Annotated in this window: 23 protein-coding genes; 12 read left to right on the forward strand and 11 right to left on the reverse strand. The window is 70.1% G+C overall.

Annotated elements, in window-relative coordinates:
* Nucleotides 1–97 precede the first annotated feature (97 nt).
* The gene (locus ABZT06_RS45820; protein ID WP_355754785.1) at nucleotides 98–664 is read right to left on the reverse strand and encodes a hypothetical protein; all 567 of its coding nucleotides are present in this window, start codon (nucleotides 662–664) and stop codon (nucleotides 98–100) included.
* 108 nt (nucleotides 665–772) lie between these two features.
* A complete protein-coding gene (locus ABZT06_RS45825; RefSeq protein WP_355754787.1) occupies nucleotides 773–1066 on the reverse strand; it encodes a hypothetical protein in 294 nt (97 codons plus the stop codon).
* A gap of 44 nt (nucleotides 1067–1110) precedes the next feature.
* Here ABZT06_RS45825 and ABZT06_RS45830 point away from each other — a divergent pair, with 44 nt between their 5' ends.
* Nucleotides 1111–1287, forward strand: a complete 177-nt coding sequence (locus ABZT06_RS45830) for a hypothetical protein (protein ID WP_355754790.1) — start codon at nucleotides 1111–1113, stop codon at nucleotides 1285–1287.
* A gap of 27 nt (nucleotides 1288–1314) precedes the next feature.
* On the opposite strand, the gene ABZT06_RS45835 is transcribed toward ABZT06_RS45830, so the two are convergent.
* The 3 genes from ABZT06_RS45835 to ABZT06_RS45845 all read right to left on the reverse strand — a co-directional run bounded on the left by ABZT06_RS45835 (nucleotide 1315) and on the right by ABZT06_RS45845 (nucleotide 2806).
* Nucleotides 1315–2040 carry an A24 family peptidase gene (locus ABZT06_RS45835; protein WP_355754792.1) on the reverse strand — a complete coding sequence of 242 codons (726 nt, stop codon included), beginning with the start codon at nucleotides 2038–2040 and terminating at the stop codon, nucleotides 1315–1317.
* Between the two features lie 92 nt (nucleotides 2041–2132).
* Entirely contained in the window at nucleotides 2133–2507 is a 375-nt protein-coding gene (locus tag ABZT06_RS45840; protein ID WP_355754793.1) for a fic family toxin-antitoxin system, toxin component, read from the reverse strand.
* Complete coding sequence (locus tag ABZT06_RS45845) at nucleotides 2504–2806, reverse strand: hypothetical protein (RefSeq protein ID WP_355754795.1); 303 nt, start codon at nucleotides 2804–2806, stop codon at nucleotides 2504–2506. Before ABZT06_RS45845 ends, ABZT06_RS45840 begins: the two co-directional genes overlap by 4 nt.
* A 188-nt stretch (nucleotides 2807–2994) precedes the next feature.
* Between ABZT06_RS45845 and ABZT06_RS45850 the strand changes: the two genes are divergently transcribed.
* Nucleotides 2995–3846, forward strand: a complete 852-nt coding sequence (locus tag ABZT06_RS45850) for a sugar nucleotide-binding protein (protein ID WP_355754836.1) — start codon at nucleotides 2995–2997, stop codon at nucleotides 3844–3846.
* Nucleotides 3847–4076: 230 nt separating this feature from the next.
* Complete coding sequence (locus tag ABZT06_RS45855; protein WP_355754798.1) at nucleotides 4077–4445, forward strand: hypothetical protein; 369 nt, start codon at nucleotides 4077–4079, stop codon at nucleotides 4443–4445.
* A gap of 274 nt (nucleotides 4446–4719) precedes the next feature.
* Here the strand turns inward: ABZT06_RS45855 and ABZT06_RS45860 are convergent, their stop codons facing one another.
* Entirely contained in the window at nucleotides 4720–6087 is a 1368-nt protein-coding gene (locus tag ABZT06_RS45860; protein ID WP_355754800.1) for a Tat pathway signal protein, read from the reverse strand.
* 219 nt (nucleotides 6088–6306) lie between these two features.
* Between ABZT06_RS45860 and ABZT06_RS45865 the strand changes: the two genes are divergently transcribed.
* From ABZT06_RS45865 to ABZT06_RS45905, 9 genes are all read left to right on the forward strand, one after another.
* Nucleotides 6307–7077: an NUDIX hydrolase gene (locus ABZT06_RS45865; protein ID WP_355754801.1), complete on the forward strand. Its 771-nt coding sequence runs from the start codon at nucleotides 6307–6309 to the stop codon at nucleotides 7075–7077.
* Between the two features lie 3 nt (nucleotides 7078–7080).
* Nucleotides 7081–7920 (forward strand): fumarylacetoacetate hydrolase family protein, encoded by an 840-nt coding sequence (locus tag ABZT06_RS45870; RefSeq protein ID WP_355754803.1) that lies wholly within the window; start codon nucleotides 7081–7083, stop codon nucleotides 7918–7920.
* A gap of 24 nt (nucleotides 7921–7944) precedes the next feature.
* A complete protein-coding gene (locus ABZT06_RS45875) occupies nucleotides 7945–8835 on the forward strand; it encodes an acetylating acetaldehyde dehydrogenase (protein WP_355754805.1) in 891 nt (296 codons plus the stop codon).
* A complete protein-coding gene (dmpG, locus tag ABZT06_RS45880) occupies nucleotides 8832–9851 on the forward strand; it encodes a 4-hydroxy-2-oxovalerate aldolase (RefSeq protein WP_355754807.1) in 1020 nt (339 codons plus the stop codon). Before ABZT06_RS45875 ends, dmpG begins: the two co-directional genes overlap by 4 nt.
* Entirely contained in the window at nucleotides 9848–10711 is an 864-nt protein-coding gene (locus tag ABZT06_RS45885) for a CoA ester lyase (protein WP_355754811.1), read from the forward strand. The genes dmpG and ABZT06_RS45885 overlap by 4 nt, the downstream gene beginning before the upstream one ends.
* Nucleotides 10708–11244: a MaoC family dehydratase gene (locus tag ABZT06_RS45890; RefSeq protein WP_355754813.1), complete on the forward strand. Its 537-nt coding sequence runs from the start codon at nucleotides 10708–10710 to the stop codon at nucleotides 11242–11244. Before ABZT06_RS45885 ends, ABZT06_RS45890 begins: the two co-directional genes overlap by 4 nt.
* Nucleotides 11245–11258: 14 nt before the next feature.
* Nucleotides 11259–12428: a GNAT family N-acetyltransferase gene (locus ABZT06_RS45895; protein ID WP_355754815.1), complete on the forward strand. Its 1170-nt coding sequence runs from the start codon at nucleotides 11259–11261 to the stop codon at nucleotides 12426–12428.
* Nucleotides 12429–12530: 102 nt separating this feature from the next.
* A complete protein-coding gene (locus ABZT06_RS45900) occupies nucleotides 12531–12719 on the forward strand; it encodes a hypothetical protein (protein WP_355754817.1) in 189 nt (62 codons plus the stop codon).
* Between the two features lie 72 nt (nucleotides 12720–12791).
* Nucleotides 12792–14648: a hypothetical protein gene (locus ABZT06_RS45905; RefSeq protein ID WP_355754819.1), complete on the forward strand. Its 1857-nt coding sequence runs from the start codon at nucleotides 12792–12794 to the stop codon at nucleotides 14646–14648.
* Between the two features lie 269 nt (nucleotides 14649–14917).
* Here the strand turns inward: ABZT06_RS45905 and ABZT06_RS45910 are convergent, their stop codons facing one another.
* The 5 genes from ABZT06_RS45910 to ABZT06_RS45930 all read right to left on the reverse strand — a co-directional run.
* Complete coding sequence (locus ABZT06_RS45910) at nucleotides 14918–15235, reverse strand: hypothetical protein (protein WP_355754821.1); 318 nt, start codon at nucleotides 15233–15235, stop codon at nucleotides 14918–14920.
* A gap of 223 nt (nucleotides 15236–15458) precedes the next feature.
* Complete coding sequence (locus tag ABZT06_RS45915) at nucleotides 15459–16175, reverse strand: RNase adapter RapZ (protein ID WP_355754823.1); 717 nt, start codon at nucleotides 16173–16175, stop codon at nucleotides 15459–15461.
* Between the two features lie 361 nt (nucleotides 16176–16536).
* On the reverse strand, nucleotides 16537–17277 hold the full coding sequence (locus ABZT06_RS45920) for a hypothetical protein (RefSeq protein ID WP_355754826.1): 741 nt from the start codon (nucleotides 17275–17277) through the stop codon (nucleotides 16537–16539).
* A gap of 122 nt (nucleotides 17278–17399) precedes the next feature.
* The gene (locus tag ABZT06_RS45925) at nucleotides 17400–18350 is read right to left on the reverse strand and encodes a hypothetical protein (RefSeq protein ID WP_355754828.1); all 951 of its coding nucleotides are present in this window, start codon (nucleotides 18348–18350) and stop codon (nucleotides 17400–17402) included.
* Nucleotides 18347–18648: hypothetical protein (locus ABZT06_RS45930; RefSeq protein WP_355754829.1), on the reverse strand; the 302-nt coding region annotated here is incomplete at its 5' end. The genes ABZT06_RS45925 and ABZT06_RS45930, both read right to left, overlap by 4 nt.

Raw genomic sequence — 18648 nt, forward strand, 5'->3', positions numbered from 1 at the left:
GGCATGAGGCCGGACGGCTTCACCGGAGGCCGGAGGCCAGGTGAGCGACGTGAAAACGCTGCTAGGACACGGCCTGTGAAGGACTCAGCAGCAATGGTCACGCCACACCTCCTTCGCCGGTCGGATCCTGCTGCACGACAACACTCGTGTCCGTCTGTGGATCATTTATTGAAGGATGACCCACCTGGGACCCCAGCAGAGCATCAGTCGACTGTCCAGGGCCAGGCTGTTGTCTGTCTTGTTGGAGGGTCTGCGCTTGCTGCTGAGCCTCGCCCACTACGCCGCTCAGAGCGGCGCGCCCTGCGCTCTTGACCATCAGCGGCACCAGTGTGGTGGCCTCCTGGACAGCCGACAGCGCGCCCAGCCCGATGAAAAACGCCACCGCCGGACTCGTGATCTGCGGGTAGGTGGCTGCCATGGCGCCGGTCAGGGTTCCGCTCACGAACAGCCGCAACACCCCGGCGAGCGAGTACGCCTTCCAGCCAGGGGCGGGCAGGTGCTCCTCGCCAGGCCGCACATCAGCTCTGCGCTTAGGCGGATCAATCGTGTCCGACTGGACGTTCCATGGCATCTGACGGTGCCACCTGATGGCCTTGATGAAGTCGACGGACTCCATGACGGCGCCCCCGGACGCTCCCACCGCCGCCGCCATGAACCAATCCATGGTTCGAGGCTAGAGGGAATCCCTCAGCAGGGAAGTAGTTCTGCGCCACCAACGTGCCGAGCCAATACACGTAGTCCGAAGGGCTGAGGCCGGAAAAGCGGTCAACGGTCAGTTCTCAAGGACGGCCACAACCTCGCCTACCAGGCCGCCTGGCGCCGCAACCACACCACCGCCGCCAACATCCTCCACTACGCCCTGACCCGCGTGCAGAATCCCGCCGCCCGCTGCCTGCTCCAACTGCGCCTGGCCCCCACCCTCGCCGCACGCGGCGACCGCAGTGAACGCGGCGCCGTGCTGCGAGCCCTCGCCGCCGCCGAGCACCACCTCAACGACGCCGGCACTGACCGGCCCGCATGGTGTGCCTGGGTGTCCGAGGCCGACCTCGCCGTCGACTCTGGACAAGCTCTCCTGGACCTCGGTGACACCAGTCGCGCCACCAGCTCATCATGGAAGGCGAACACCTGCTGCCGCCTGTCCGGGACAAGACGAAGGGCGTCTTCCTCGCTTACCGCGCCGCGAGCTACCTCGACTTGCAGGAACCCGAACCGGCCCTGCTCCCCCGCTTTGCGCCCTATGCCCGCGCGCAGGGCGTACCGGAGCTCTTCCACCTCGCCGCCGCGTAGACCGAGATCCAATCCGGGTTCGTACGGTCACAGGGTGCGGGAACCCAAAAGGATCCCGACGAACGCCCCGGCCAGCAGAGACGGGCCGAAAGGGATGGCCGTCTTCCGCCCGGCCCGCCGCGCGAGGATGAGGCCGAGGCCGTGCAGCGCGCCCAACAGGAACCCGGCGAAGGTGCCGATCAGCAAAATTCCCCACCCGTACCAGCCCAGGACGGTCCCGAGCGCAGGTGCGAGTTTCACATCGCCGAAGCCGAAGCCACGGGGGTTGATCAGGAACAGCACGCCGTAGCAGGCGCCGAGCGTGAGAGAGCCGAGTAGCGCGGTGCGCCAACTGCCGCCGGCGCCGGGCAACAGCGAGGCCCCTGCGAGCCCGGCGAGCGCGGCCGCCGTGAGCGGCAGGACCACTACGTCGGGAAGCCGGTGCACCGCGAAGTCGACCGCGGCGAGCAGCACGGCGATCGGGGCGAGCAGCAGCCACACCAGCAACTCGGGACGGCCGCCGGTGGCCACCGCCAGCGCGGCGCAGACCACGGTCATCACCAGGGCGATGACGGGTGTGCTCGGGCCGAACGTATCCCCGTCGGTGCAGCGGGCTCGCCCAAGCCACCCGCTGCTGTCGAGGGAGTGCCCTGCCGGGCAAGCCGTCCGCCACGGTTCTTCCGGCGGTACGGAGAGTCGGTACGCGGCGCGCGGGATGAACAGGCCGGTGCCGGCGCCCCACAGGGCCGCTGCGACGGTGATCCAGAACAACACCCAACGGAGCCTAAAGTCAGCTCGGTTCGGATGACCATCAAACCGAGGTAGCCGCTGACGGGGACGAATGGCTCCAGCTTCTGGGCGAGACGTCAGCCGCCGGTGGACCAGACGCGCAGTTGCGCAGCGACCTCCTGGACGCGGGCGCCCTTGTGTTTGGTGCGCATGACGAGTGCGAGGGCTTCCTCCGGCTGGTAGTCCAGCGTGACACCGTTGGTGTTGAGGAACGTCTCAGCGACCAGCCAGGCGAAGAACTCGTTCTTCGCCTCCAGCGGCTCGTGCAGCGCAATGGTCTCCATCATGGCACCGGCCTTGAGCCAATCACTCGCATACACGTCGCGGCCCATGTAGTGGGCCCGGGCCCGGGCGCAGGCGGCATCCAGCACGCCAAGGTCGAGACAGGCCGGGTCGCCCGGAAGGGTCTGCGCGATCTGCAGGAGCTCTTGTGGGGTGAGGAAGCGGGTCACGCCGCGTGACCGTGCCCGTGGGCCTCGTGCAGGTCACGGCTGCCCATGGGCGCCGGGTCGGGCCAAGCGGCCGAGCTGGTGTCGGCGGCGTGAGTGTCTTGGGCCGCGAAGGCCTCAGCGAGCTGCGGGACGCGGTCCCGGGTCCGGCCGAGGGCCTTGAGAAACGGGTCGTCGGCCGCCTTGAGCGCAGCGTCGCGGACGAAGTCTTCCGGGGACTTGCCGACGATGTCGGCGGCCGCCGCGACGCGCGCGTACTCCTCCGGCTCGAAGGGCGGCACCTGGGATCCGTTCTGGTCCATACGAGCGACGGTACCAGCGGAGCTGGCTCCCACCGAAGGCGTTCGAGTAAGAAGACAGGGGCCGGATTCAGGGCGCCGACCCTGTTGATGCCGCGGCCTGGACAGCGAAGACGTCGATTTCCCCGTTCGCGGCCGTGTACCGGCAGACGTTGTTCTGCGCCCCTGAGATCCGTCTACCGTTTCGCCCCATGACCACTTTGATCATCGGTGGCAGTGGCTTCCTGGGCGCCGAGCTGATTCGGCAGGCGACCGCAGCCGGGCAGGCCACGGCAGCGACGTACGCCACCAGGCCCGGCGACTCCGTCCAGGCCGTCTGGTACCCGCTCGATCTGCGGGACGCCGGCCGCCTGGGCGCCGTCATGAGCGAGGTGAGCCCGCAGGTCATCATCAACGCATCGAGCGGCGGGGCCGATTGGGCCGTGACGGCACAGGCCCCCATCCGGCTCGCCATGACTGCGGCCCGACACGGTGTCCGCCTCGTACACGTTTCCAGTGATGCCGTCTTCTCCGGGGCCCGGGTCCACTACGACGAGTCCAGCCTGCCTGACCCCATTACCCCCTACGGAGCGGCGAAGGCGGCGGCGGAGACGGGGATCCTCGCGGTGTATCCGGAAGCTGTCGTCGCCCGCACGTCGCTGATCATCGGCGACGGTGGATCAGCCCATGAGCGCCTCGTACACGAACTTGCCGTCGGCACCCGAGACGGCGTCCTGTTCACTGACGACATCCGCTGTCCGGTGCACGTCGCTGACCTGGCCGCTGCCCTTCTGGAGCTGGCTTCGGGCGACAGCTCCGGCGTCCACCACGTTGCCGGGCCCGATGCGGTGAGCCGCCACGAACTCGGCGTCCTCATCGCCAGGCGGGACGGCCTCGACGCCTCCAGCCTCCCGACCGGCCGTCGAATCGACAGCCCGCTGCCCGGCGCCTTGGACGTGCGCCTCGACAGCCGGGCCACCCAGCGTAAACTCAGCACGACGCTGCGCGGCGCTCGGGCGGTATTGCACGGCCCCGCTGCATTCGAAGAGGGCGGCTCCGCTTGAGGTGCTCTACAGCGAGTGTCGGCCGCTGTTGAGGGGTAACGGTGGGATCGCTGTCGTGTAGCAGCTGCTGAGTCAGCAGTCGCGTTGCCTGTCACCACCGGGATGGTGCATCATCGCCCGCGAGAGGTGTTCCGGCGCCTGCTCCCTCCCCACGTCAGTGGGGGTGACTTTCCAGGGATCCGACCATCGGGTCTCCTGATGACGCACCCCCTTTTGCGGGAGGAATATCCATGGATCTGAACCAGCTACCCACACCTGTCCGGGCGACGGTGGAACGACTGCTCGAGGCCCGAGTGATATCCGGCTATGGCGAAGAGTCGCCACGGGTATGGGGGGTGGGCTTCACCAACGGCTATCACGCGTGGATCTCTTGCCCTGATCCAGCAGGCGCGTGGTATGACCGGCAGGCGACCGGATGGTGGGTGTCCCAAGGGGCACATGCGCTCTGGGAGAGCTACGTCCCGGCCTTTCCTTCGACCATCGGGATCCCGGCGGGGCACGATACCCCCGACAGCGTTGCGGCAGCCCTGGAGACGGTGGCGGCCTATCGGCCGCACCTGGGCGCAAGAGTCTGGCAACTCTCACCCCTGGAAGGGTGAAACGCCGGTGCCGCCTGCAGAACTTGAGGGATTGGGAACGGCAACCGCGCGGTGTCCCTGCTCCATTGCGGATCGATGAGCGTGGCTCATCCGAGTCCTAGCGCAGCGGGGTGGATGGCGCCGGGTCCTCGCGCTGCTCCCAACTTCCGCCAGGTGGTTCCCAGAAGCCGTTGTTCTCGTCGTAGCGCACGAACAGAACTCGCAGGTCGGTCTTGGGAACGATGGCTGGGCCGCCTCCCGGATGTGCGGAGTGTTCGTTGATTCCCCGGCCGTCTCAGGCCGCGATCGTGGTCGGGCGGGCGGCGGCCAGATCTCGCGCCCGGCTGCGGACGTCCTCCACGGCGGGAAAATCGCACCGGCGGGCGGCGTCCAAGAGGGTGTTGAGGCGGGCGGCAACGAGGGTGGAGTCGACATGGGCGGCGTCATCGAGGGCCTGGTGGGCGGCGGTGACTCCCTTCTCCGGCTCGCCTTCCTCGAACAGTGCTGCCGCCAGACCGATCTGGTCCATCACCTTCACCCGGTCGAATCCCGGCTCACGTAGCCGCAGCGCATCTTGGAAGTGGATGCTGGCCCGGCTGTGCCCGACGCCGGCTTCGGCGAGGTCGCGGGCGGCGACTGCGCGGGCGCCGGCGTGCTCGGCTGGATCGAAGTACGCCACCCACTCGGGCACGTCGTCCAGGCCGTCCGCCAGCAGCTGGTCTGCCTGGACAAGGTGCTGGTCGGCTTTTCGGGCATCACCGAGCGCGGCATGCACCCGTCCGGTCTGGGACGCGACCAGCGCCTTCGTCGCGGGCATGGCCGCCCTCTTCCGGGCGACCTCAAGGAGTCCGAGGGCGTCCTGCGGGTGGCCGAGGTAGATCATCTGGTGGGACATCCGGGTGACGATCTCCACGCCTCTGTCGGGCTGTCCTGCCTCTCCGGCGGCGTACACGCCGTAGCTCCAGTACCGCTGTGCCTGCGGGTACCTTCCGCTGTCGTGGCTGACCCATCCCGCGAGGGCCGCAAGGTCGGCGGTTGCCGCGAAGACCCGGGCTTTCAGAGAGGACGGGACACCGTCTTTGATGCGGTCGGCTACCTCGGCGAGCTGGGCGACGATCGCTTTGCGGTACAGACCGCCGCCCTTGGAGGCGTCCGCGGTGGTGAAGAAGCGGGTGACTTCCTCGAGCGCGGTGACGGTCTCCGGGTCGAAGCCTTTCGTTTCGCGGCTGAGCGCGCGGCTGGTGCCGGCGAGCATCCGCTCGGCGGCAAGGATCAGCGGGGCCCCGAGGGCGAGTTTGAGGGTGTCACGGCGATTCACGAACAGGTCCATCTGTGTCCATCCGGCCAGGGCCTGGGCAGCTGCTTCGGTCAGCAGCGGAAGCTGGATGCCTTCCACTACTACCCCCGTACCCGCCAGGCCGAGGTCACCCGGCGTGAGCGGCTGGCCGGTCGCCGCAGAGAGGACTTCCGCCAGTACGGCGGGTACTGGCGGGCGGGGCCTTTCCCCGTCAACCCAGCGGCGGATGCGGGTGGTATCGGGGGCGACCTGGTTGTGACCTTGGGTCTTGGCTGTTGATGCAACGCGGCGGGCGATCTCGCCGTGGGGCAGACCGGACACGTCGATCCACAGAGCTAAGTGCGGGTTGCCGGATCGGTTAGGCATAGCCGTCTCCCCCAGTCACGCAGAGTGGCATCTTCGCCACCTTTCGCGACCCCTACGGTACTGGTCAGGGCCGGTTCGCTGGGCGGATTCTTCCCAGGCGGCCAGTTCTGGGGCTCGGGGTCCTTGGCGGCCGGTACGGTCTGGGCCCCACGGCCCGGGACCGCACCGGCGTCCGCGTCCCAGAACAGCCCTGCGTAGGGCACCCAACAGGAGGTTTCGTTGCTCAACCAACCGCAGACTCCCGCAGTTGAACTCCCCGGTGTCCGCCGGCTGCTGTTGCTGGAGACAGAGCCGCCCCGGCTGACGGACGAGCAGACCGCAGCCATGACGCGCAGGTGGGACGAGGCTGTCGCCGCCAATCCGGCGCTGTTCGACGGACCGACAGTGGTGTGTGCGGGGGTGGAGTGGAAGGACTCGGACACTCTGCTGCTGACCTGGTACCGGGCGGCGTACCGCCTGTACCTCCTGCGGCTGGACCCGGTCCACGCAGTGTCCGCGCCGTCGGTGTTCGTGACCGTCGCCCAGCCCACGGATGACGGCCGGCTGCTGGTGGGGCGTATGGCCTCGTCCACGGCGGCTCCCGGCCGCTGGCAGCTGCCCGGCGGGACGATCGAGCCCCCTGAGAGCGGCGCTGCCCTGGACATGGGGGCACTGCGCGGGCACGCCGCGCGCGAGCTCGCCGAGGAGGTCGGGCGCGATGTCCCCTCCAGCGAGCTGGAGTTGTGGGCGGTGACCCGAGGCGACAAGGGCAACGTGGGCGTGCACTTCCGTGCACCGGCCTGCCCGGCCGATGCGCTGGCCGAGCACTACTCGCAGCTCGTTGCGGCCGAGAGCGCACAGGGCCGTACCCCGGAGCTGGACCGCATCACGTTCATCCGGTCGGACGCCGACGTCGCGGGCCTCGGCGGCCCCAGCGCCGACTTCCTGCCGGTACTGGCCGCCCGTCATGCCGCGAGCGGGCCAACCGATCAGCCCGACGTGCGGAGGTAGCAGATGACGGCCAGGTCCAGGAGTGCCCACCAGCGTCCGGCCGGACGCATGAGCGGCCCCGGGGTGAACGAGGAGGTTCTCGCAGACCTGGCCCTGGAGCTGGCCGGAGCCGCCCGTACCCGTGTCCCCGTCCGATTACTGTCCGAGCGCTACCCGAGCCTGACCCTGCCGGACGCCTACAGGATCCAGCAGATCAACGTGCAGGAACGGGTGGCGGCGGGGGCCCGGGTCGCCGGTCACAAGATCGGTCTCACCTCGGCGGCCATGCAGGAGCAGATGGGCATTCACGAGCCCGACTCCGGAGTCGTCTTCCACGACGTGGTCGCACCCAGCGGGGCCCGGCTGCGGGCGGCCGACTTCATGAACCCGAGGATCGAAACGGAGATCGCTGTCCGGCTCGGCCGGGACATCGTGCAGCCCTGCGGCCTGGACAGCGTCCGCTCGGCCGTAGCGGAGGTCTTCCTGGCGTTCGAAGTCCTGGACACCCACTTCCCCAGCTGGGACATCACGCTCGTCGACAGCATCGCCGACAACGCCGCCTGCGCGGGCGTCCTCACCGGCCATCCCGTCCCCTTCACCTCATCGTGGGATCTTGCCGGGGAGCAGATCACGCTGGAGGCGCACGGCACTGCGGTCGCAACCGGGGAAGGGCGCGACATCCTCGGCAACCCGCTTGAGGCTCTGGCCTGGCTGACGCACCGCCTGCCCGTCCTGGGCACCACCTTGCGCGCCGGAGACGTCGTCCTGGCCGGCTCCGTACACGCGAGTCTCCCGCTCACCCCTGGCACCACCTTCCGGGCCACATCCACCCGGCTCCCCGCCGTCGATCTGCGGGTCGTCTGACCAACCGCCCACAAGGGGGCACACATGCCATCGCACACGTTGAACGCGGCCGTCCTCGGCTCCGGCTTACTCGGGCTCGACCTGGTCGAGCGCATGCAGCGTTCCCCGCACCTGAACTGCGGGCTCGTCGTCGGCCGCACCAGCGGCAGCCGCGGACTGGAGCAGGCCGCCGAACTGGGCTGCGCCACCGCAGGGGGCGGCGTCGCCGCTCTGCTCGGTGCGGACCAGTCCTTCGACATCGTCTTCGACGCCACCAACGCCTTCGAGCACCCGGAACACTGGGTCCAGCTCGCCAGCACCGGGGCGGTACTGATCGACCTGACCCCCACGCGGGGCAGCACGCTGATCGTGCCGGCCGTGAACGGCGACCAGGCCGCCAAGCACCAGCACATCGGCCTCATCTCCTGCGGCGGGCAGGCCTCGATCCCCGTCCTGCACGCCCTTGCCCAGCACTACCGGCCCAGTTACGTGGAGATGGTGGCCACGGCCGCCAGCGTCAGTGTGGGCCGAGCCAGCCGCCTCAACCTCGACGAGTACGTGGGGACGACCCAGGGCGCCATCCGCCAGTTCACGCGGACCGTCGAGGTCAAGGCGATGCTGAACATTTCCGCAGCCGCGCCACCGCCGCCGTTCCGCATCGCGATGACGATGGTGGCCCCGGGCGTGGAGCAGGGCCCGGTCAGCACCGTCGTGGAAGCGGCCGCGGCCGCCATGCAGGAGGTCGTGCCCGGCTACCGCGTGACCTCGTGCACCGTCACCGGCGACACCGTCCGTGTGATCGCGGAGGTGAGCGCCACCCGCAGCCGTATGCCGGTGCACGCCGGGAACCTCGAAGTGATCAGCGCCGCCGCCATCTACGCGGCCGAGCAGCACGCCCTCGCCACGGCCCCCGCGCTGAAGGAGCTCACCCGATGACCGCCCAGCCCCCCGTGACCGTGCACGACCCCACGCTGCGCGACGGCCAGCACGCAGTTCGGCATCAGCTGGACCGCGAGCAGATCCGCGCCTACGCCGCCGCGGTCGACGCGGCCGGTGTGCCGGTGGTCGAAGTCGGCCACGGCAACGGGATCGGCGCATCCTCCGTGCAGGTCGGCCGCAGCAAGCTCAGCGACGACGAGATGCTCGCCACCGCCCGCGAAGCCCTCACCCGCGCCCGGCTGGCCACCCTCATGCTGCCCGGCTGGGCAACCACCGCCGATCTGCGCAACGCCGTCCACCACGGCGTGGACGTGGTGCGGGTGGCCGCACACTGCACCGAGGCCACCGTCACCGAACGCCACCTGGGCGTCATCCGCGACCTCGGCGCCGAGGCCCAAGGCGTGCTGCTGATGAGCCACATGGCCGACGCCGGCGACCTGGCCGAGCAGTGCGCGCTGATGGTCAGCTACGGCGCGCAGGCGGTGTGCATCTTCGACAGCGCCGGCTACTACCTTCCCGCCGATGTCACCGACCGGATCGCCGCTATCACCGCCGCGGTGGACGTGCCGGTCGCGTTCCACGGGCACAACAACCTTGGGATGGCCGTGGCCAACTCGGTGGCGGCCGTCCAGGCCGGTGCCCGCACGATCGACGCGTGCGCGCGGGGGTTCGGCGCGGGCGCGGGCAACACCCAGCTCGAAGTCCTCGTGGCGGTGCTGGAGCGCTACGGCCACCAGACCGGGATCGACCTGCGGCGCCTGGCCGAGGCCGCTGATCTCGCCGAGAAGACGCTGATGCCCGCACCGCCGACGATCGACTCCACCAGCCTGGTCTCCGGACTGGCCGGGGTGTTCTCCGGCTTCAAAAAACCCGTTTTGGCCGCCGCCGAGCAGGAGGGCGTGCGCCCCTGGGACCTCTTCGTCGAGCTCGGCCGACGCCGGGCCATCGCCGGTCAGGAGGACCTGATCCCCGACGCGGCCCGCGGCCTGGCCGCGCAAGGGGCGAGCCGATGACGCAGCCACCTGCCCTGGCCGGGGCGTGGTTCATCACGCCCGGCCACAGCCCCGCCCGCTTCCCCGCCGCGCTCGGCAGCGGCGCGGACGTCGCCCTGGTCGACCTGGAGGACTCCGTGCCTGCCGCGGTCAAGGCGCAGGCCCGCCAGGACGCCACCGCGTTCTTCACTTCCGCCGCGGGCACTCGCCCCGTGCGCGGGGTCCGGATCAGCTCTCCCACCACCCGCGACGGCATCCTCGACCTGGCGGCCATCGCCGACTACCCGGTCCGGCCAGACCTGGTGCTGATCCCCAAGGCCGAGTCGGCCCGGGACTTCGAGATCACTGCCGGGGCCCTCGATGCGCCCGGCTACACGCCGCACCTGTACGCGCTGATCGAGACCCCGCGCGCAGTGGAGGAACTGCCGTCGATCGTGCGGGCCGACCGCATCGCCGGCGTGGCGTTCGGAACGGCCGACTACGCGACCGCCACCGGCTGCTCCAAGGATTGGGAGGCCCTGCTGCACGCCCGGTCCGCGCTCGTCACCAGCGCCGCCGCCGCAGGCATCCACGCCATCGACGCGCCGTTCTTCGACCTGGACGATCTCGTGGCGCTGCGGCACGAATCCGAACGAGCCAGGGACCTGGGCTTCGCCGGGAAGTGCTGCGTGCACCCCCGCCAGCTCCCCATCGTCACCGACGTGTTCACCCCGACGAGCGAGCAGATCGCCGCCGCCCGCGCCATCGTGGCGGCCGCCGACGAAGCCGGGGGCCGCATCGTGCGCGTAGGGGAACAGATGGTCGGCCCGCCCATGGTCAAAGCCGCTCAAGCTCTGCTGGCCCGTGTGGCGGCCCGCACACCGAGCGGGGTGAGCGCGTGACCGGCGGCGTCCCCGCGCCCGCGGGGTACCGGCAGATCGCCGAGGGCCGCTACCGGGAAGTGGTCGGCCTCGGCTACCACGAGCTGCACGAAGGCCTCGTCATCGAGCACCGGCCCGGGCGCACCCTCACCGACGCCGACAACGTCCTGATGACCACGCTCGGCGGCAACGCCGCCCCGATCCACACCGACGCCCACTACAGCAGCCTCACCGAGTGGGGCCGACCCGTGGTGTGCAGCAGCATCACGCTCCACATCGTCGGCGGGATGACCGTACGCAGCACCAGTGGCCTGACCACCGCCAACCTCGGCTTGGGCGACATTCGCTTCACCCACCCGGTGTTCGTGGGCGACACCCTCTACGCGGAGTCGGAAATCACCGGCCGTCGTCTGTCCCACAGCCGCCCGGACACCGGCATCGTCACCTGTCGCACCACCGGCCACAACCAGAACGGCACGGCCATCATGACCTTCAGCCGCACGTTCTTCGTCCCGGTCGACGCCGACCCGGTCCGCGACCGCACCAACTACTAGAAGAGGGAGGCGACATGCCTGAAGCGATGCACATCGTGAAGGCCGACGACGAACTGTGGCAGCAATACGACGACCTCGCCACCCGCAGCTACGGCCATCCCGTCGGCGACATCATGCGCCTGCGCCCGCACGCCGACATCCGCGTCGCCCTCCGCGACGGGCGGGTCATCGCCGGCGGCCTCGGCCTCCTGGTCCCGCAGTTCTTCGGCGGCGCACCCGTGCCCTCCGCCTTGCTCAGCGCCGGGTGCGTCGCCCCCGAGGAACGCGGCGCCCACCTCTCCATCGACATGCTCGCCGAACGGCTCCGCCACCTCCGCGACCAGGGCGCGGTGATCTCAACGCTGTGGACGACCTCCGGCGGGTACGTCCGCCGACTCGGCTGGGAGGCACCCACCCCGGTGTTCGCCTGGTCCATCGCCACCGACGACCTCAAACGCGCCTACAGCCGCTCGACGCTGCCCGTCCAGCACGGCCGGACACCGGAAGCCGACGAGCTCCAGCGCCGCCTGGCCCGGCACTGGAACGGGCCCGTGCTGCGCCCGGACTGGTGGCCAGCCTGGATGGACAGCAAGCAGCAGCTGACCACTTACCAGGTCGGCCCGGCAAAGGCCCCGACGGGGCTGCTGTCCTTCGCCATGAAACGCAGCGAGCGGCACGGCATGGAACTGACCGTGCACGACTACTGGGCCGCCGACGAGGAAAGCGTCACCGCCATGATGGCGTTCCTCGCCAGCCACCACACCCGCGCCCCGATCATCCACTTCCGGCGGTCCGCGCTCCCTCCGTACCCAACGCTGCTGCACAACCTCCACCGGTACCGGCCGACGGCAGAAGCGTGGCACCCGTGGATGCTCCGCATCCTCGACCTCCACGAAGCGGTGCGGCTACGCGGATGGCCCCTCAACGACGAGCTCGCCATGCCCCTGGAGGTCGAAGGCGAGAACGGCGACACCTGGGAGCCGTACCTGCTCGAAGTGAAAGACGGAGTTGGACAACTCACCAAGACGCACGGTGCAGGCGAGGTCCGGCTCACCCGGCGGCAACTGGCCGTCTGGTATGCCGGCGGCTACCGCACAGCAGCGTCAGCGCTCCTCACGGGAGTCGCCACCAGGTCTGACGAAGCACTCACCAGACTGATCCGCACCACTGCGGCCCATGAGCCCTGGTTGCCCGACCACTTCTAGGGACTGGCCAGTACATGTCCGTCGGGTCTTTGACCCCGAGGACGCCGTCCTCGGGGGGGGGGCCTTGCAACCGCTGAGCGTCGGCAAGGGTCTTGACGGGGTATGGGAACACCTTCGCCCCGGCGCCGGAGCGAGCGGCGCGGGCTGCGGCTGTGGCCGGTCGGCCTCGTCCTGGCACTGACGTTCACCGCCGCGGTCTTCTACACCGGGTGGGATCTACTGGATGCCCGGGGTCTCAAGCCCGAGCGCCAGATCGGCTCGGTAGTCCTGAGCGGTGAGATAAACGCTTGACCGACACTGAGAGTGTTGGCCGCACCACCTGTCGCTCTATGGTGGGTTGGCCTGGGGCGATTGGGGGTCGTCGTGGTGCGGGACACGCGGCTGGTGCAGACAGCGGTGATCGGGGACGAGCACTCGGACGTGCCGATCGTGCTGCCGACCGAGGCGATCGAACTGGACGGATTTCGCCGGGTCCATGCGCACGACACGTTCTGGTGCGGTGTGCTGCTGGGCGGCTGCGGGGCTCAGCTTGCCCACAAGCTGTACGTCGACCGGCAGTGCCATTTCCAGCATTTTCCGCAGCCCGACGGTGCTCCGCACGCCTGCCGCCGGCCGCGGGTCGGTGAATCCAGCGCCGACCACCTGTATGTGAAGTCGGCGATGGCCCGGTCCCTGCTGGAGTATGGCCGGGCCGGTTCCTTCGCCTTCCCGCCCCCGATCGGCTCGCTGGTGGACGTGGACCTGGAGGGCGACGTTCTCCTTCGCGTCCACATGGACGGCGCGGTGTCCCCCGACTGGACCGGCGGCCGCATTCCCGTTCTCGGGCCCGGCGTGGTGCCCGAGCCCGGTGTGCTTTCTCGCTGCCCGTACGTGTACCGGGTCCGGTGCGAGAGCGACGGCGCCAGCCGCCGGGTGTGGATCGGCACGCAGAGCCTGGCCCGCCCCACCGAGTGGGTCCCCCTCGCCGAGTGCTCCTGGACCAACGACGGTCTGATCACCCCGGCCGCCTCCGAGATCCTGCAACATCAGCCCTCGGCCTTCGACTCCCCGGCGGCCGGGACGGAGGCGGCCCGTACGGGAGTCCTTCCGGAGCACGTCATCCGGTTCGTCCGCGGCCTGGAAGCGGCCCAGCGATCCGGGACCGTCGAGCACGTCCGCCGCCTGTACGCCGGCAGCGGCCCCTTCCTGGACACCCTGACCGGCCCGGCCCGGGCCGAAGCACAGCAAGCCGTCGACGACGCCCGCGAATGGCTCACCGGACACGAGGACTACCAGCAACGCGTCTTCGCCGACCTCGAAAAGGCTGTCGATGAGAGGCGGGCCTGGGACGTCCGCTCCCAGCTGCAGACCGCAGCGGCCCTTACCCGCCGGGGCGCCAGCACGTCCGAACAGCGAGTGCTGGCAGCGGCCCGAGCCTTCCTCCGCCAACAAGACCACCTGCCCGCCGCCAACGCGGGCCGGGCCGCCCTCTACCCCCCTCCCCTGAGCTCCCGCCGCAAACGCAACCGGCCCGGCCCACCGCGCGAGGCCCCCAAGCCGCAGCCACCGCGCAGGCAGCAATCGGCGAAGGAAAGACTGGAACAAGTCCTGGAAGGCGAACGCCAGGAGCGCCGGCAACGCCGAGCAGCGTTGCAGCAAGTCCGAAGCATCCTCCGCCGACTCGGCGCAGCCGAGATATCCGTCGCCGAGGAACGCCGCCTGATCACACAGCTGACGGCAGCTGCCAGCGCTGCCGGCAGCTCGCTCTCAGGCAACGATCGGCGCAATGCCAAGGTCTGGATCGAAAAACAGCCGCCTCAGCCCCACGAGAACTCCCCCCGCGCGCAGAAAAAGGCCCCCGCCCCGAAGCGCCCGACACGGCGTGAACTTCCCCCCGACGTACTGGAATCCGCCGCCGCTGCCGTCCGCGGAGCCCTCAAGAAGGCCGCCCGCGCGCAGACCACAACCGGCTGGGCCCGGCTCAAGCAGCAACTCGGCTCCGCACTCCCCCACATGACGCTCGCCGACCGCGTCCAGGTCCTCACCCTCGTCGACCAGACCACCCCCGCCGACCAGGCCCTGCTGTCCACGCTGGTCGCCGCGGGCGACCCGGACATGATGACGTCCTACCGCGAGGTCGCCGCCGCACTGGGCCTGGACGTGCCCGCGGACGACCACGACCTACGCGACGTCCTCGAAGCCGACGTGCAGCAAGTCCACACCTACTGGCACCACAAGTAGCTGCTTCAACGGCGCGTACCGGACCGAGGAGCGCCGGCACCGCAACCTCGCCCACGCCGGTCTCATCCCGGACGGTGAGCGCGCGATCGACGTGCCCGTCGCCAACCTCCTGGACATCCCGCGCGGCCAGGCGGTCGCCTCGGCGATCCTGCTGGTGGTCCTGGTCGCCGCCGTACTCATGCGCTGACCCGGCACGGCCCGCTCACCCGGGCACAGCAGAGGGCCGCCCTCCCCGTGGAGGGCGGCCCTCACGCTGTCCTGCGGCTGCGTCAGCAGTGCCCAACGCTGGTCTGGTTGGAGACCTGGGTGGCGATCATGTAGCCCTGCCCGTACGTCGAGTTGACCTTGAACCAGCGGTTGGTGCCGTTCCACCACTGGTTATCGGTCCAACAGAGCATGGTGACCGGTGTGTTGCGGGGCATCTCAAAGTAGATGCCCCCGGTGCTCGGGGAGTTGGACAGGCTGCACGTGGAGCTGTTGCAGTAGGACGGTCCGAAAGCCGAGGCGGTCGGCGCGGCGGCCAGCAGTGTGGCGCCTCCGATCGCACCCACGGCAAGGAGCGACCGGATGAGCCGCTTCAATCCCATTTCACCCTCCCTGGTCTGCTGGGGCGCCCACGAGGGAGCGCACAGAACAGGTCGAACCGTACTGACCGCGCAGGGACGTGTCAGGGAGTTCGGGACAAGTGGGTCGTTCTCATCATTTCTGGCCGGAACGCTCCGGCGTCGGACTGCACCCAGCGTCCTCCGGGCCAGCTGAGCGCCACCGGGCGACGTTCAGCGGCGCCGGACCACCTGACATTGCTGCCGGTCAGCGATGGACAACGTCCCGGCCCATGTCACGGTGGGCCAGTTGCACGATCAGTCCCCGCTCGGCGAACGCCTTCGCCGCATCAGTCAGCCCGTACACGGCGGCCTCCTCGACGTCACCGGCAACGACGGCGTGGAGCGCCATGGCCGTGACCGCGGCACGGTGCCGTCCGCCGGCGCACTGGGTGACCACGGTGACCGGCGCCTTCGACGGTCCGGCCAGGTACGCCAGGATCTGGAGCGCGGTGGCCGCGAGGAGCTCGCGCACGCCCGGGGTGCCCATCACCGTGTCGCGCACCACCTGGTCGTGCGCGGTCAGCTCCCGCAGGTCCGCACTGATGTGCGGGTCCCGGAAGTGAAAGCGGAGGTCCACCGCGATCGTGGCGCGCGCCAGGATGTCGGCGTACTCGGACTCCTTCGCGTCGTGCAGGCGCCCGGTGGACACGATCGTCACGTCGGGGGCGGGCGGCTGGGTGATGACGCGGTCGCACTCGTCATCCCACGCCGTGCAGTGGGTGTCCTCGCGGCCGTCGGCCCACCGGATCGAGATCTCCCACGGTCCCCAGCTGTCCGGCTGGTCATCGATCCTGAGAACCTCGTACTCCTGGCCCCAGTACCCGTTGTAGTACCGGCCGCCGACCTGCTGGGGCCCGATCTGACGGGCTATCCATTCGGCGTCCTCACCGTCGGTGGCCGTCGTGTCGATGTGGCTGCTCACTTCGGTGTCCCCTTCCTCGTCGGTGTGATTCTTGGCCCGCCGCCGCGGCAGGGCTGAGGTCGTGGTGCGGGGTGTGGTCAGTCGGTGCCGCCCGTGGGCAGGGCGGGTTGGTGGCACCGGCGGGCTCGGCGGCCTGGTCCACCGGTGAGCAGACCGTGGGCGTCGACGCCGACAGCCACGGCTTCCGCCTCATGCCACAGCATCGACGGCATCAGGTCGGGCCATCCGGCACGCCGTGCTCCACGACAAGCCGGAGAGTGTCCGGAAGGCCCCGTCAGGCAGGCCTCCCGCCGCCCGGCGAGCCTGCCGCGCATCATCTTCTTGACGCCGACGGCGCGCCCGCCCAGGGCGGCGGCCGTGCTTATGCCGCGGCCTGGACGGTGACAACGTCGATGGTCCTGGTCCCGGTGGGCAGCATCGGCTCCTGCTCCGCATAGCCGCGCACCAGCACCGTGTCGCCGGCCCGCAGCGGGCGCCCGAGGACCTGGTCGGCCACGGCGCAGCGGTCGTCGCGGATCCGGGCGTGCGCCGCCTGCCCCGCCTCGTCCTGCAGCAGCAGGCGCACGTACCCGCTGGCCTGCCGGATCGAGGCGATCGACACAGTGACCTCGACGCGTTCTCCCTCCGGTACGCGCGACAGCGGCCTCTGCGCAACGCCCAGGGAAGCGTGGTGCTCGACGGGCAGGTTCCCGACCATCGGCAGCGTCCGAACGGGCACGATCTCCCCCGTCTGGTAGGCCTCGGCCAGGTGGTCGAGGTATGACGGCCGGTATCCGTCGGGCAGGTAGAGCAGGGCGCAGGCCTGGTCGAGCCGGGCGTACAGGTCGTTGAGCTCGCCATCAGCGGCCCACAGGACCCGCCATTGCGCGGTGCTGAGCTCGTTGCCCGGGATGCTCCCCAGGAGGGTGCTGGTCTGCTTCACCTCCAGGTAGCGGCGGATCGCCGCCTCCACCTCGAGGCGGGGCAGGTAGCGGGTCGCGTTCTCCCGGGCGTGCTGCTCGTCGTACCACGCGGGCAGACGGTATGACGCGGGCTCGCTGGTTCCCGCCGGGACCCGGGCGGCCGGCTGGCCGGTCATGGTCGACGAGGTTGCGGTGCTCATCAGAGTGCCTCCGTGAAGGGGAAGGAATCGGAGCCCTTGCGCAGCAGGGCGGATGACGCCGGATCGCCCGGGAGGGGACCCGACGTCCGCCCGCGTCGTCGCTCGAACTTCGGGGATCCGCGCTAGGAGCCGGGGGTGACGTCGTCGACGCTGAACTCTCCGGTGACTCCGGTCTCGCAGAACAGCGCGTCGTCGTGCCGCACGCCCGTCGGCCAGAGCCTCACGCCGGGGCGCTCATCGATGACGACGCATCCGCCCTCGTTGAGGAAGTAGGTGAACCAGGCGAAGGGCCGCTCGCCGCGGTCCATGTCGGGATCGACCACGCCCGGGATGGCGCTGTAGGGGTAGATCGCCATGGAGCCCGGGACCGTCTCACCCTCCTGGTCGACGCCCGGGCCGAACGTTCCCATGCTCACGTCGATGCGCATGCAGGCGGCGCAGTAGCAGTGCGGACGGACGAGGTCTCCCCGGTGGCCCTGCACCGACCACAGGGGCCAGTGACTGGTCCGGGGCATCCAGCCGAGGCGCTTCTGCTGACGCACCGTCCTGGTGCAGGCCTGGCAGTTCGTCGGGATCCGTCCGTGGGCGGCGATCATCCGCTCGTAGGCGGCCCGGGTATCGGGCATCCAGAAGTCGGCGAGGTCGCCCCCGAACCCGGAACCCCAGTGGGGCTTGCCCTTGTGGGTGAGGGGCAGCATGGCCGGTGTTTCGGAGGCCTCCAGGGCGAGCGGCAGCAGCGCCGCCGTGTCGGTGTCGGCAGTCCAGAGCCCGCTGGGCAGGCTGGCCACGATGCGCGCCGCAGCCGAAGCCGCGTCCGGGAGGGTCAGGTACTGGAAGCGGCTCGCACGGTGCCCGTCGGGCGTGGAGATGGTCCAGCACTGGACGCCCGCGTAGGCGGGGTGCTGGCTGCGTTCGTTCGGTGCGCCGTCCAGGGGGCGGGACCAGCCGGTGTGCACGACCAGGCCGCCCGGCTGGAGGTAGCCGATGCCCGTCTTCACCTTCAGGTCGTCTGGGAACGCCGGCGCGAACTCGATCTCTCGCTCACCGGGGGCCAGGCCGGTGCCTGCGCTCACGCCGACTCCTCAATGGGCTGCGGCACCATCACAACCGGGCGACCGTCGTGGTCGAAGACGACCAGCGGACGGAGCTCGCTGGCGGCGTCGAACACCGCCTGCCCGATGTCGTTGCCGCCGACGACGGCGTTCGGGCTGTCGGTGACGTCCATGAAGTCGACCGGGCTCTCCAGGGCGTAGCGCACGGCCGCGCGCGATTCGGTGAGCGCCGGGGGCCGCAGGCCCGCCCCGGTGGCGGCCTGGTCGAGGTCGGCGTCGGATGCGTCGTGGCCGATGCCCGACCGGAGCGCCGCGCTCA

This window comes from Streptomyces sp. NPDC005483 (assembly GCF_040606035.1).
Classification (GTDB): domain Bacteria; phylum Actinomycetota; class Actinomycetes; order Streptomycetales; family Streptomycetaceae; genus Streptomyces.

Coding starts and splice junctions, on each gene's coding strand:
- ABZT06_RS45850 (WP_355754836.1), top strand. CDS start 2,995: ATGACCACTTTGATCATCGGTGGCAGTGGCTTCCTGGGCGCCGAGCTG.
- ABZT06_RS45875 (WP_355754805.1), top strand. CDS start 7,945: ATGCCATCGCACACGTTGAACGCGGCCGTCCTCGGCTCCGGCTTACTC.
- dmpG (WP_355754807.1), top strand. CDS start 8,832: ATGACCGCCCAGCCCCCCGTGACCGTGCACGACCCCACGCTGCGCGAC.
- ABZT06_RS45885 (WP_355754811.1), top strand. CDS start 9,848: ATGACGCAGCCACCTGCCCTGGCCGGGGCGTGGTTCATCACGCCCGGC.
- ABZT06_RS45910 (WP_355754821.1), bottom strand. CDS start 15,235: ATGGGATTGAAGCGGCTCATCCGGTCGCTCCTTGCCGTGGGTGCGATC.
- ABZT06_RS45830 (WP_355754790.1), top strand. CDS start 1,111: ATGGAAGGCGAACACCTGCTGCCGCCTGTCCGGGACAAGACGAAGGGC.
- ABZT06_RS45845 (WP_355754795.1), bottom strand. CDS start 2,806: ATGGACCAGAACGGATCCCAGGTGCCGCCCTTCGAGCCGGAGGAGTAC.
- ABZT06_RS45860 (WP_355754800.1), bottom strand. CDS start 6,087: ATGCCTAACCGATCCGGCAACCCGCACTTAGCTCTGTGGATCGACGTG.
- ABZT06_RS45900 (WP_355754817.1), top strand. CDS start 12,531: ATGGGAACACCTTCGCCCCGGCGCCGGAGCGAGCGGCGCGGGCTGCGG.
- ABZT06_RS45855 (WP_355754798.1), top strand. CDS start 4,077: ATGGATCTGAACCAGCTACCCACACCTGTCCGGGCGACGGTGGAACGA.
- ABZT06_RS45895 (WP_355754815.1), top strand. CDS start 11,259: ATGCCTGAAGCGATGCACATCGTGAAGGCCGACGACGAACTGTGGCAG.
- ABZT06_RS45870 (WP_355754803.1), top strand. CDS start 7,081: ATGACGGCCAGGTCCAGGAGTGCCCACCAGCGTCCGGCCGGACGCATG.
- ABZT06_RS45820 (WP_355754785.1), bottom strand. CDS start 664: ATGGATTGGTTCATGGCGGCGGCGGTGGGAGCGTCCGGGGGCGCCGTC.
- ABZT06_RS45920 (WP_355754826.1), bottom strand. CDS start 17,277: ATGAGCACCGCAACCTCGTCGACCATGACCGGCCAGCCGGCCGCCCGG.